The sequence below is a fragment of the Saccharopolyspora gloriosae genome (genome assembly GCF_022828475.1).
Lineage (GTDB): Bacteria > Actinomycetota > Actinomycetes > Mycobacteriales > Pseudonocardiaceae > Saccharopolyspora_C > Saccharopolyspora_C gloriosae_A.
The window spans coordinates 3,055,988-3,069,194 of the sequence record NZ_CP059557.1; the positions used below are offsets into that span (position 1 = coordinate 3,055,988).

Below are 13,207 nucleotides of genomic sequence, written 5' to 3' on the forward strand. Positions count from 1 at the left end.
ATCCCGCTCTGCTATCGGCCCTTTCGGGCTGGTCCGCACTGCCCTGTCGGACTACCGCGGCTCCTCCCGCACAATAGTGGTACTCGGTACCGAAATCCACCGGTGATCGCACGCCACCCGACGGCTACTGCCTAAACTCGTGCGATGTCCTCTGATTCGGCTCGTCGCGGGCCCGGACGACCGCCGGCCGCTCCTCGCGGTGAGGTGGAGCGTGTCGCGGTCGACCTGATGCAGCGCCACGGCTACGACCACGTGAGCGTGCAGACCATCGTCGAGGCGGCGGGGATCGGCCGTACGACGTTCTTCCGCTACTTCCAGTCCAAGCCCGGTGTCATCTGGTACGCCTTCGACGACACGATCGAAGCTCTGGGCGCGCGGCTCGGTGAGGCCCCGCCGGACACCGATCAGCTGGACGAGGTGCTACGGGCGGTGGTCGCCTCGACGCGTTCAGCCGTGCTGAGCAGCGGTGTCTGGCTGGAGCGCTTCGAACTGCTCGACACCAGCCCCGACCTGCGCGCGGGCGCCTACGAGCATTGGGAACGGTGGAAACAGGTCATCGCCCGATGGCTGGCGGAGCGCGTCGGCAGTTCGCCGGAGGACGTCGCCCCCGTCGCCATCGCCAGCGCCTGCCAAGGGGTCTTCGTCGCGGAGCTGCGCAACTGGGTCAACGGTGGTGATTCCGACGAAGCGTTCCTGGAACGGCTGGACCGGAACCTGGCGACCGTCACGACCCCGATGAAGGTGCTGCTCCCGAGGACGACCCCGCACGGCAACTCCCTCCCATGACCGCTCGGGCCGAGGCGAGATCACCGCGGCTGCGGACGAGTCGGCACCGCCCGGCTGCGATGTCCGTGCCGGAAGACGGGCGGATTCGACCTTCGTGGTCGGCTCCTGGTCGCACCTGCTGATCCCGGAGACTGCCCGGATCGGTCCTGCTGGCAAGCCGCGCCCAGTCATGACCAGCGGACCAGTCAGAAATGATGACCTTCATGGCGCGCTTCAAGGAATGGGCGAACGAACCTGCGAGCGAGTCCGTCCCGCTCTGCTCCGCGACGACGGTCAACTCGCGTCGGACGCCGCAGCCGCGGCCTCGAAGGCTTCATCGCGCCCGTCGAGCGCGCACATGATCGCGTGATGGTCGAGCACTCGGGCGAAACCGCGACGCATCGTCCGCAGCGTCGCCCGCTGCGCCTCGGCGTTGTCGGTGGCGTTCACATCGGAGCCGAAGACCACTTGGTACCCGCGACCATATGCGCTGCGCGCGGTGGTCTCGCAGCAGAAGTTGGTCAGCGTCCCACAGATGATCACCGTTCGGACGCCGCGTTGCCGCAAGACGTAGTCCAGCGGTGTGCCGTTGAACGAGTCGAACCCGAACTTGGTGTCGATCACGCGCTCGCCAGGCTGCGGCGCCAACTCGCGGTACACGCGCATCCCGGGAGTGCCCTCGCTCACGGCCCCGGCGCGTATCGGCGGGAAGAAGTCCCGGTACTGGTGTGGAGCGTCGTCCGGAATCGTCACCTCGGTGAAGATCACGGGCACACCCGTGCCGCGGCAGTGCTGGATCAGACGTTTGATGCGCGGGACCTGCCGGTACGCCTCGGGTACGCACATCGGACCCTCCGGCGCCACGAGGTCTTCTTGCATGTCGATGACCAGCAACGCGGATTCCTCGGCCCGGATCCGGAACACGCCGTGCTGGTCGGTGTCGTAGGCTCGGTCGGCGAGTTCGACGAATTCCCGCTCGCCATCGAAGGCGCCGGCACCGTTCAGGCGGTCGCCCTGCAACAGCTCCTGTTCGCCGCGGCCGTACTCGGAGAGGTATGCGTCCACTGCGTCCATCCGGTCTTGCCTTCCCGTCGAAATCGGCAATCCGTCTACCTGTCCGGCTTCCTATTGCCCACCCAGATGTCCGGAGTCCTGTTCGACTCCGATCCGCGCTTGACTCGCGTACCGTGACTAACGCCAGGGTGGCCGCTCGGGTCGGCCCGGGTTCATTGAGTCCAGTACGCGGGTCGCGAGGCCTCCCCGCTCGGGGTGCCAGTCCCAGATAGCCGAATCGCTGTGCTTGCGGTAGCGGAGATCTGGTGTCGAGGTGCGAGAAATCAGCGATCTCACTAAGCACGCACAACGCGATAAGCTACTAGATCATATAACGTGTCGTGTTTTCTTGGCAAGCTCTCGACGTTCCTAGCCAGTCCCACCGAACGGCTGGGCGCCGACACTCTGCGGGTGGGGACCGGCTGCTGGCGCCGGTGAACCCCACGGTCGGCTACGGCGGCGCGGACTCGAGCCCCGCGGAGTGCTCGGCGCTCTTCACGCTGATGGCGGTGGCTGAGGCGGTGACCGATAGGCCGCTGATCGGCGTCAACATCCTGAACGCGCCAGTGGCACGTGTCGGTGGCATCGAACCATTGCCTAGAGATCGAGCGGAACGTGGAAACATTCTCGCACCAAGTCAATTACTGGACCGAGGTCATCAGGGTTTCTTCGGTCTACCCGCCAGCATAGGTATGTCGTCACCTTTGACTTTTCGATGGTCAATGGCCGGATGATCACACCGTTGCACGCGAGGTATTTGTGCCACGGCACGGTGGGGTTCGCGAGGGTGAAGCAGCAGTAGTCGCCGTCCACGAGAATGGAAGACGGGCCGCCTATGATGTGACTTTCGACGGGTTGGATGTCGAGCGCGGCTTTTTTGAATTCCTCGAGATCAGGATTGTCGGGATCGCTCCCCGGCTGTATGAGTAGGCGAAGTCCGGACAAGTCGCCGGCGGCGACTTCCGGGAGCGCGCTGTTCACGAGGAGATGAAACAGACACCGGATGTCATTGAGATGAACTGTCTCGCTAATGGCGCTAATGATCTTCTTGCGCAGCCTGTGCTTGATCATGGTGGATACTAGTTGTCATGGTTGTCGCCGCGATGGTCTGGCTGTGGAGCACCAGGTCAGTTTTGACTCGCTGACGGCGTGTATCGGATTTTGTGCGACTCGGCTGTGTGGGGTCACTGCGCAATCTCAGGTGGTCGCTGGAATCGACATGATTGAGCGAACTGATCGGCTCATCGTGGTCTGGGACGGCGGGCCGGCGAGAGGCTTTGGAGGTACCGGCGATGTCGTGGACCTGGCGAGAGAACGCGAGATGCCGGTCACAGTGATTTGCCTGCGGGTTGTTTGACGGGACTAGAGCAGTAGCGGTGTTGATCGGTTCGAGCCGGTTGCGTAAGCCAATTCCAACGTGACCAGGTGAGGTGACTTAGTTCTTCGTGGATCGCTCGGCATTGTTGAGGTAACAAACGTTGGGCGGGACGCAGTTGGTCCGGGGTTGCTCCGTGAAGGTTCAGGTGCCGGGTACCGACCAGCAAGCCAAGCACGGACAGATCGACTGCTGGCGCAACCAATGGTGCCACGTACGTCGGCACTCCGAGTCTCAGCCCCAGGCCGAGTAAATTGCCGAACCCGAACAAGAATGTCAGCGCGAGGCCATTCCAATGATCACTGTCAGCGAACGTAAAACAGTATCGCGACTGGTGGCCATCCCAGATCACCAGCTTGGCCGCGCCGCCGACGAACGATGGTGAACCGCGCCGATAGTCGCAGCTCGCGGCTGGAACGGAGCTGTGAGGATGCTGTACCTGCCCCCGGCCTGGCTTGAGCGGACAGGGAAGGCGTTGCGGCCGTCGGCGCACGATTGCGGAAAGAGCAGGCGCTTCGGTTAGTATCTGTCACAGCGAGAGGAATCCTCGGTTCGAGGATTCCTCTCGCTGACGGGGGCGTCCCTTATGCGACTCGGTTTCATACACGGGCGATGTAAGAGAACAGGATCGTGGCCGCTTGTTGATGACTTCGGACGTTGCGAACTCGTATGACTGATCCAGGCCTGTATGAGGTCGGCTGGCACAGCTCGGGCGGGGATGTGTTCCTCGGTGGCGATCGTGACGAGTGCGCGGTTCGAACCAAGTGTTCCCTAAGTGGCTGGTTCCCATATCGATGAGCTGGAAGGCATCCGCCTACGCCTTGGTCTTGGGCCAAGGCGTAGGCCGATGCGGGGATGGGGTTCAGTCGTGCTGCTGTTTCCGTCGTTGTGCGTCGAGGGCGAGTGGGTGGGGTTCGTTGGTGAGTGCTGCTAGTGCGGTGGCGACTTCGTCGAGGCTGGCGCGAACGTAGGTTGTGGTGGTGCTCGTGTCGCCGCTGGTGCTGGTGTGTCCGGCGAATGCTCTGGCGACGGCGTAGCCGAAGTGTCGTTCGACCCAGGTCAGGGTGGTGTGGCGGAGCCAGTGGGTGCTGATCTGCTGGATGGCCACCCACGGCAGGTGGGTGCCAATCCGGCTCCACAGATGGTCGTAACGGCGAGAGGTGATCGGCGCACGGGAGCGGTATCGCAGCAACTGTCCACCGTCGACGGACGCGCCGCGTTCTTCGGCGTGGGCCAGCAGATGGCGCATCAGCGTCGGCGAGACCGGTTGCCAGCGGACCGTGCCTCCCTTCTCGTGCAACAGGATCAGGCATTGGTCGGCATCGAGGTCGTGCGGGCGCAGGGCGAGCGCGCCGCCCCGTCGGCATGCCGTCTCGGTGTGCAGCCGCAGCAGCAGCGTGTCCAACGCGGGGTCGTTGCCTGTGGTGGCCGCGACCCGCTGAACCTCCTCAAGGCCGGTCGCCGGTAGTCCGCGCCGGGTGCTGGGCAGACGACGGGGCTTCGGCACCCGCTTCGCCGGGTTCTCGGCCTCGCCGATCAGCTCGTCAGCGACCGCGTGCCGGTACAGGCACCGCAGCGCAGCGATGAGGTGCTCGGCGGCGCTGCGCCCACCGCGGGCGTTGCGCCGCGACACCACGTGCTCCCGGACGTGCTCGGCCAGCTGTTTGATCTCCAGCGGTGTGGGCTCGTCCAAGTGCCGATCACCCCACTGCTGCTCGATCCGCTTCCAGTAGGAGGCATACACCCGGCGCGTGCCCTGCGAGACCGCCGCTGAGACCTTCGGGATGTAGTCGGCGAACGTCGGCAGCGGAGCGCGCTGCGCGGAAGCGCCGAGCAGGTCCTCCGGCGAGACTCCCATCCGCTCCAGCACGACCCGCGCCGCTTCCAACTCCGCAGCGCCCGCTGCCTTCTCCGAACCCGTACTCACGACCGCTCACCCCCGTCAGCCGGGAGGCGGAACTCGTTGATCATGGATTCCAAAGCGGCCATCGTGTACACGGCCAGCAGGCCGCGTTGCACGCTGGCGGCCAGCAGCACCCGATCGCCTGCCTGCACGCCGCACCACCGCCGCACCGGGACGGGCAGTGGGATGTGGCCTCGCCGGGTGAGACCGAACAACCCGGCCGTCTCCGGCCGGACCACCAGCGCCGTAGCCGAGAGCAGATCGAACCGCACCCGCTGCCCAGCGCTCCACCCCAACGCCTGGATCACTGCACGCTCGGCGATACGCCCTCGCTCATCGACCGCGGCGATCCGATACACGGCGCTCGAACCGTTGGGCACCGCAGCCAGATCAGGCATGGGCAGAACCGGGGCTGACACCGGCCCGGCGTGATCGATACCGGCCCACCGTCGCGGCACGACTGCGGGCACATTCGCCTCAGCCACGGCCGCCACCCCCGCGGACACGGGACTGACGACCCAACGCAACAAGGCGGCGGGCGCACTGCGCCACACCGCCATGTCGACTGCCGAACTGCTTCGTAATGTGTGGGAGGGATCCCACCCACTGGTGTCCGAGGCCGGAGTCGAACCAAAGGCCCAGCCTCTCGTGGTTACTGGCAGGATTGGCGTGCTCAGGCTCTGATCAGGCTTTTCGCTTCTCGTGGCCGATGCTTACGTGACGGACCGCAGGGCATGCACACGAGCTACGTGGCCGTCATCTAATTCCCAAATACCACACCCCTCGCAACACGCGGCAAAACCCCAGCTCAATACAACCCGCGCCGTCCGCACGTCTACGGTCCGGTCGAAGTCCGAAGACATGGAACGCCGCGGCTTCCTGGAAGCGGGCGGTGAGGCTGCGCCGGATGTGCGCGCGCATGAGATCGCGTGCTCCAGGCGCATCGATCCAGTCCGATCCGTCGGTAGCGGTCGGACTTGTCCCAGACGTCGTCGAGAAAGGCCGGAGAAGCATGCCAGCGGCGAGTCGTTCCTCATTGTTCAGGGGCCAGCCCGAACCTCCTGTAAAGGTTCTTTAAGGTTACGAATGCGCGGTTGATTCGTTGTGTGTTTCCGGGGAACACCTTCTTCCAGTGCTGGAACAGCGCTCGGGCGCGCTCGAGCTCGGGGACCACAGCGAACAGGAGCTGGGCGAAGCCGACCGCCTCATCGCTCGTCGGATCTGCTGCACTCCGGGCACTGAGTTCGAGCAACGCGTGCAGCGATTCCGCACGCTTGTTCTGGTCTTGGAACAGCCGACCGAACAGCTTGGCCACCAGCCGCGTATTCGGGTCGCCGAACGAACCGCCGGCACGAATCGAGCGCAGGTAGCTGGTGCCGTGCATGAGTCCGAGAACCGCTTGCGCACAGTCGAGCCCGATGGCCCGCAGGTTCGCGCCCTGCTCCATGGAATCCGTGTCGATGGCTCGTACCCCGGTCCACTGCACCAAGGTTCGTAGCACCTTCGTGCGATTTGCAGGCTCGTCGAGCAGGGAGATGATCGCTGCGTTCACCGCGGAGTTGAGGTTGGCGTTGGTCCGCGCGATCTTCTCCAGCTCGCGAAGCGCTGTATCGGGCTGGCGCCGTCCGTACTCGGTCGCGTAGACCGAAGCGGCAGTCCACTTGCGATGAAAGTCCCGGTCGCCGTCGCACCATTCCAGCAGCGTCGGCTCGACGACGTGCTTGGTGCGGTCGTCCCGCGCGAGCCGGCCCACGAGCTCGGCCGCCAGTTCGTTGGCGTGCCGGGACTGCTTGGCAGCCAAGGCGCCGATGTGCGCGAGCGGTTCACTGTGCGGGACGTTGACCAGCACGTCGTGGAGCGCTTTAGCGCAGTACCACTGGAATCCGAGCTTCGCCTGCTGCGCCATCCAGTCCACGAGAACGGGGCGGAAGAGGTCGTACTCACTCCACGCCCGGCGGAATGCCTCTCGGGCCCAGTCAGAGCGGTGGAAATGCACGGCTTCCCTTGGGAATCCACTTCCGTCCGTGTCCTCGTGCGGAGTGACCGCGGCGTTGAGTCGGAAGAGGATCACCGTTTTGCTGAATTCGAAGATCTTGCGGGACTCGACGTCCTTACCGCTGTCCCGCTTGTAGATCATGTTCTCGAGGTCCTCGGCCAACTGTACGACGTCGTCGTACTCCCGGCCCTCGAACACCGCGATCGCCACGAGCATCGCGTATTCGATCGGGCTGCGCTTATCTACCTCCAGGAACCATCGGGCCACAGACGTACGAAGGTCCGACGAAGCGTCCGCGATAGCCTGCTCCTTGTCCCGGTCACCCCGATGCACCTCCCAAGCCCGGATGGCGACGAACTCGGCGTCGTTCGGCGCCGATGTGCTGGTGAGTTGTTCGCGGAATTCCGCGTCCAAGACCTTCTCGGCGGTATCCGCCGCCAGCCCGTGTTGGGAACGCAGCACGGACAAGGCCACTTGCACCGGGTCTGGCTTCCCCAGCCGCTCGGTGTACTTGCGCAGGTCGACCTCCACGCGGTGATCGACGATCACCACGACGAAGCTGTGCTGCTTCAAGGCCCAGGTCGCCACCCGGTCAACGGAAGCGGGGGTGATCTGCTCGTGCCACTCGCGGTCCAGACCCTGCCAGATGTAGCCACCCCCCGGTTCCAGGTCTGAGTCGGCAAGGCTGTCGAACGACCGGCGTTCGCTGAGGCACGAGATGGAAGCGACCGCGCATTTGGTGAGCAATCGGACGCTTGCCAGTGAGCGGCCGGTCCCGGTGTTGCGGAGGAACAGCACGCGGCTGCGTTCCAGCGTCGCCTGGGCTTCTTCGAAACCCGGGCATGGCACGAAGTGATCGCGGGCACGGGCGATCTCGGTCTCGGAGACCTGGCGGTCCTTGAGGGGCGGCTGCTTGGACTCCGCATACCAGTTGAAGATGTTGTAATCCCCGTTGAAATTCTCCGATTGGACACCGCTGTTGTGCTCGGCCGTGTTGCTCGTCGAACCACCTGGGCTGCCCGGATCCTGGGACCGGGCGGTTTCTCCGGTCTCGCTCGTCGCGGTCAACGCCGATCTTCACCCTGGTTGAAGCGCCCGTTGAAGGTCCCGGCCTGGACCCCAGCGTTCCTGCCGCCGACGTAATTACTCACGTTGGTGGTCGGATTCGGCGTGAAGCTGTTCCCGTCGCCGGTGACCAGATTTCCGTCGACAGTGCCCTGGTTGCTGATCGATCGCTCACCGGGTGCATGGCCGAGGCCCGAGATCGGCGTCTGCGGCGCCTCCGGTGTCGGCTCGCCGTCGATGGGGATGTTCTCTAGCTGTGTCGGGTGCACTCCGGTGATGCGGACCCACGCATCCTCGTTGAACTCGTTGTGCACAATGGGCAACGAGGCGAACTCGCCCCGCCGGAGCACCTGCGTGTAGTCACCCCCGAATACGGTCTTATACGCGCTGTTCGAGACGATCAGCGCTGTCGTCAGCGCATCGTTGGTGATGTGTTCCCGACAGTGCCGGATGACTCGCTTGAACACCTCCGCACCCAACAGCCTGTTGAGATCGATGTTCGGTCGGTGGAAGCCTCGTTCCAGTGGCAACGGCCCAAGGTGCACCGCGATCCGCAACCGCACTTCGGGTTTCGTGGACCTGTTGCGCGTGGCCAGGAGCTCGTCGAGCACGCTGACCATGTCGATCAACGCCGGCAGGAATTCGCTCGGGTACGCGCGCAGGAATCCGTCACCGGTGAACTGCTCGTCCTGGGCTGAATCACGGTTGAGGCCGACCGCCCGCAGGGCGGCGTGTACCGGTTCCCGGACGAGATCCGGGACCTGGCCGAGGTGTTCTGGACGGCTGCCCCCCGATTCGATCATGTCCACAGCTAGTAAGGCCCGATGCTCGGGCATCAGGGCTGGTTCTGAGCTTTCGGTCAAGGTTTCGGCTCCGTTCGGTTCGTCGCGTCGGACGGAACGGAGTTTCATCGGACGTGCACGGCCGTGTCTCCCTTGTCCTAGGGAAATTCACGTAGTGGTCCGTTCACTACCCGTGTTCGCGGTCTCCGCTATCGACGTGCTCGCGCAAGCGCACGACTGAAGGCAACACATACTTCCGCCAGTGCGTGCGCACCAGTCCGCGCCCGGTGAACTCCTTGAGCACAGCGTCGACCGTGGTCTCACCAGCACCGATGCACTGCGACAGGTCCTTCCGGCTGAGCCCGCTGATCACGACACCCTCGGCGGTCTCGATGCCGAGCGTTTCGGACCATGCGAGAAGTTGGCGCGCCACCCGGGTTGCCACGTTTTGGAAGGCGAAGGTCACCTGGCGGTGATCTGCCTTGCGGAGGCGATGGCGGAGGATGCCGCACAGCGCCACGAACACCGCGGGGTTCCGGTCGAGATAATTCAGGAACAGACGTCCCGAGATCCGCGTCGCCGCGCCTCGCGTGTGCGCCACCACGGTGGCGCTGCGGCGGGCACCGTCCAGCACCCCCTGGTCGCCCATCAACTCGCCCGGTCCGTAGATCCCCGCGGCGAGTTCCCTGCCCTGCCCAGGCAGCAGTACTTTGACGAGCCCCTCCTCGATTAGGAGAACGTGGTCGCTCGCCGCGTTGAAGGGGAGCAGGGTGTCGTTGCGGGCGAACCTGGTCAGGGTGCCGAGCTCGCGGAGCTGCGCGCACACCTGCTTCCCCGCCTGGTTAATGAAGGTACCGCGCGCCAACGCGTATCCGGCGTGATCGTCCCGGTTCTCCGACGCGGGCCGGACTTCGCCACCATCCAACACGGACTCCCAAAGATCAGTCTTCGACTGCTGCGGACGACCGGCGGGCCGATCGGTCACTCGATGTGGATCGTGGGCACGCGCTTGGAACAGTGCCACCAAGCTCGCTTCGCACCACGCCACGTCGATTCGCCTCGTCGTACTGCTGTTGCACGATGCGATAGTGCAACATGATCGACTCATTCATCCAGAATCGGGTCGATAATCCACACGATCATCGCATCGACTCGATGTCGGACTGCCTGCGGGACTGTCGGTCAGACGGTGTTTTCGGCCTGACGCGCCGGGCGTGGTTCCGGCGGGAAGGGCGTTGTGACTGATGGCATCGGATGCTGTGAGCCCACGCAAAAATGAGAAAAGTTCAGATCAGAAGCTGTCTCCGGAACAGGCCGCAGCGGCAGCCATGATCGCCCAGGATCGCCGGGACGGGCCGGACTTGACCGGCCCGGGCGGGTTGTTGAAAGTGTTCACCAAAAACGTGCTGGAAACCGCGCTGAACGAGGAAATGACCGCACACCTCGGCCACGCAAAGAATCAAGCGGACACGGACCGGGACTCGGACAACATCCGAAACGGCACACGATCGAAAACGGTGTTCTCAGATGCGGCCGGCGAGGTGGACATCGCCGTGCCCCGAGATCGGGCGGGCACGTTCACACCACAGATCGTGAAAAAGCGGCAACGACGCCTGGGCAGTGTGGACGCGATCGTGCTGTCGCTGTACGCGAAAGGACTCACCACCGGCGAGATCGCAGCGCATTTCGCCGACATCTACGGCGCCTCGGTGTCCAAAGACACGATCTCGACCATCACCGACACAGTCGTGACAGAGATGGACGCCTGGTCCGACCGGCCCCTGGACGGCGTGTACGCGGCCGTGTTCATCGACGCGATCCATGTCAAGGTCCGCGACGGCCAAGTCGCCAACCGGCCCGTCTACGCCGCCATCGGCGTGACCCTGGACGGCCGCAAAGACGTCCTGGCCCTGACGATGGGACATGGCGGCGGCGAAGGCGCGAAGTTCTGGCTGAGCGTCCTCATCGACCTCAAAAACCGCGGCATCAAAGACGTTTTCTTCCTCGTCTGCGACGGACTCAAAGGACTCCCCGAAGGCGTGGCGAACGTGTGGCCGCAGACCATCGTGCAAACCTGCATCATCCACCTGATCCGCAACTCGTTCCGCCTCGTGCCACGGAAACACTGGGATGAACTCAAACGCGACCTCACACCGATCTACACCGCCCCCTCGCCACAGGCCGCCGAGAGCGCACTCGACGAACTCGACGACAAATGGGGCACACGACACGCAGCGATGATCCGCCTCTGGCGCAACGCATGGCCCGAATTCATCCCATTCCTCGACTACGACATCGATATCCGCAGAATGATCTGCTCCACGAACGCCATCGAATCACTCAACGCCCGCTACCGCCGGGCCGTGCGAGCACGCGGACATTTCCCCACCGAACAGGCCGCCATGAAGTGCCTCTACCTCGTCACCCGTAGCCTGGACCCCACCGGCACCGGACGAGCACGCTGGACCCAACGCTGGAAACCAGTGATCAACGCCTTCGCGATCACCTTCAACGACCGCTGGCCCACCGCAGAAACCTACTAACCCCACCGCCGAAAACACCGTTCAAGCGGTTCTGGCGCACTTTCGGTGGTGGTGTGGTGGGTCCCCGGTCGAGACGGGGTCGGGGTTGTCATGATCGTTTGTGTCTGCGATGGCGAAGCTGGTCGGTGCAGTGTTCTCGGGGCTTTCGGCGTTGTCCATCGAGGGCGTCGAGGACGCTGGCGATGTGATCGTGGTACGGGCATCAACCAGGGGCGATGTGGTGGCATGTCCTGCTTGTGGGACGCCGACGGGCCGGGTTCATGCCCTCCACGAGCGGGTCCCCGCGGATGTGCCGGTCGATGGACGTCGGGTGCTGGTGAGGTTGCGGATACGCCGGATGCGATGCCCTGTCACCGAGTGCACGCGCCAGACCTTCCGGGAGCAAGTACCGGGCTTGATCGAGCGATACCAGCGACGCACCGTACGGCTCGGTGAACAGGTTCGCAGTATCGTGCGCGAGCTTGCTGGCAGGGCCTCTGCCCGGTTGCTGCCCGCGATCGGGATCGTCCTCGGGCGGGACACCGCTGTGCGTGTTCTGCTGGGCATCCCGTTACCGGATCACGCGGTGCCGCGAGTGCTGGGGATCGATGATTTCGCCCTGCGCAGGTGTCATGACTACGCCACCGTGTTGATCGATGCCGACACCGGCACCCGGATCGACGTGCTGCCCGGGCGCGGTGCCGAGGTAGTGGCCGGTTGGCTGCGGGCGCATCCAGGAGTCGAGGTCGTGTGCCGGGACGGTTCGGCAGCCTATGCGCAGGCCGTGCGGGATGCGCTGCCGCAAGCGATCCAAGTCGCCGACCGATGGCATCTCTGGCACGGCCTATGCGACGCCGCGGGCAAAGAGGTCGCAGCCCACAGCGCGTGCTGGGCCGCGGCCACGGGACTACGCCAGGGAAAGCTTGCCGAGACCACCCTCCAGCGGTGGCAGCAGATCCATGCCCTACTCGAGGCCGGAGTGGGACTGCTGGATTGCTCACGCCGCCTTGGCCTGGCGCTGAATACCGTCAAGCGATACGCCCGCGCAGCCGCACCGGAGCGCATCCAGCGTGTCCCCAAGTACCGGGCCTGCATGGTCGACCCGTACCGGAACCACCTACGCGCCCGCCGTGAACAGGAGCCGGGTGTAGGGGCCACCGCGCTGCTGGGCGAAATCCGTGCTCTGGGCTACAACGGCAGCCAGAACCTCCTCGTGCGGTACCTGAACCAGGGGCGACATCTCGACGAGCGTCCGCACCTTTCGCCACGCCGGGCCAGCCGGCTGCTGCTGACCCGGCCCGAGAATCTCACCGAACGGCAACACGAACGACTCGAAGCTCTGGCCACGGCCTGCCCCGAAATGGCGGCGCTGGCCAGTGTTGTGCGTTCCTTCGCCGCCCTGCTCACTCCCTGCAAGGACAACCCGGCCCGGTTGGCGGCATGGACCACCGCCGCACGCGAGGCGGATCTACCCCACGTCCATTCCTTCACCCGAGGCATTGAAGGGGACATCAACGCCGTCACCGCTGCGATCACCCTCGATCACCATAACGGGCGAACCGAAGGCGTGAACACCAAAACGAAGCTGCTCAAGCGACAGATGTACGGAAGAGCCAGCATCAAGCTCCTGCGCCACCGCATCCTCCTCGGATAACACCACCACCGAAAGTGCGCCAGAGCCGTTCAAGCGATAGACCCCTGCCTTGCTGAACCGCGGGGCCTGAACAGTTACGTCTGGCAAGGCTG

At 64.6% G+C, this 13,207-nt stretch carries 10 protein-coding genes; 3 read left to right on the forward strand and 7 right to left on the reverse strand.

Annotated features, from left to right (window positions below; all coding sequences use genetic code 11):
* Positions 1 to 204: 204 nt before the first annotated feature.
* Positions 205 to 786 carry an acyl-CoA-like ligand-binding transcription factor gene (locus H2Q94_RS13030; protein ID WP_243794965.1) on the forward strand — a complete coding sequence of 194 codons (582 nt, stop codon included), beginning with the start codon at positions 205 to 207 and terminating at the stop codon, positions 784 to 786.
* 273 nt (positions 787 to 1,059) lie between these two features.
* Here the strand turns inward: H2Q94_RS13030 and H2Q94_RS13035 are convergent, their stop codons facing one another.
* The 7 genes from H2Q94_RS13035 to H2Q94_RS13070 all read right to left on the reverse strand — a co-directional run bounded on the left by H2Q94_RS13035 (position 1,060) and on the right by H2Q94_RS13070 (position 9,924).
* Positions 1,060 to 1,839, reverse strand: coding sequence for a cysteine hydrolase family protein (locus H2Q94_RS13035; RefSeq protein ID WP_243794967.1), 780 nt, complete (start codon positions 1,837 to 1,839; stop codon positions 1,060 to 1,062).
* A 576-nt stretch (positions 1,840 to 2,415) separates the two neighbouring features.
* On the reverse strand, positions 2,416 to 2,889 hold the full coding sequence (locus H2Q94_RS13040) for a hypothetical protein (protein WP_243794968.1): 474 nt from the start codon (positions 2,887 to 2,889) through the stop codon (positions 2,416 to 2,418).
* A 1,166-nt stretch (positions 2,890 to 4,055) separates the two neighbouring features.
* Positions 4,056 to 5,051: a tyrosine-type recombinase/integrase gene (locus H2Q94_RS13050; RefSeq protein ID WP_243795684.1), complete on the reverse strand. Its 996-nt coding sequence runs from the start codon at positions 5,049 to 5,051 to the stop codon at positions 4,056 to 4,058.
* A gap of 65 nt (positions 5,052 to 5,116) precedes the next feature.
* Positions 5,117 to 5,494 carry an AbrB/MazE/SpoVT family DNA-binding domain-containing protein gene (locus tag H2Q94_RS13055; protein WP_243794969.1) on the reverse strand — a complete coding sequence of 126 codons (378 nt, stop codon included), beginning with the start codon at positions 5,492 to 5,494 and terminating at the stop codon, positions 5,117 to 5,119.
* A 635-nt stretch (positions 5,495 to 6,129) separates the two neighbouring features.
* Positions 6,130 to 8,160, reverse strand: a complete 2,031-nt coding sequence (locus H2Q94_RS13060) for a hypothetical protein (protein ID WP_243794970.1) — start codon at positions 8,158 to 8,160, stop codon at positions 6,130 to 6,132.
* Positions 8,157 to 8,993 (reverse strand): hypothetical protein, encoded by an 837-nt coding sequence (locus H2Q94_RS13065; protein WP_243794971.1) that lies wholly within the window; start codon positions 8,991 to 8,993, stop codon positions 8,157 to 8,159. The genes H2Q94_RS13060 and H2Q94_RS13065 overlap by 4 nt, the downstream gene beginning before the upstream one ends.
* A 133-nt stretch (positions 8,994 to 9,126) precedes the next feature.
* Positions 9,127 to 9,924 (reverse strand): Crp/Fnr family transcriptional regulator, encoded by a 798-nt coding sequence (locus H2Q94_RS13070; protein WP_243794973.1) that lies wholly within the window; start codon positions 9,922 to 9,924, stop codon positions 9,127 to 9,129.
* Between the two features lie 259 nt (positions 9,925 to 10,183).
* Here H2Q94_RS13070 and H2Q94_RS13075 point away from each other — a divergent pair, with 259 nt between their 5' ends.
* Entirely contained in the window at positions 10,184 to 11,482 is a 1,299-nt protein-coding gene (locus tag H2Q94_RS13075) for an IS256 family transposase (protein ID WP_243794975.1), read from the forward strand.
* A gap of 109 nt (positions 11,483 to 11,591) precedes the next feature.
* Positions 11,592 to 13,115, forward strand: a complete 1,524-nt coding sequence (locus H2Q94_RS13080; RefSeq protein ID WP_475274458.1) for an ISL3 family transposase — start codon at positions 11,592 to 11,594, stop codon at positions 13,113 to 13,115.
* Positions 13,116 to 13,207: the final 92 nt, after the last annotated feature.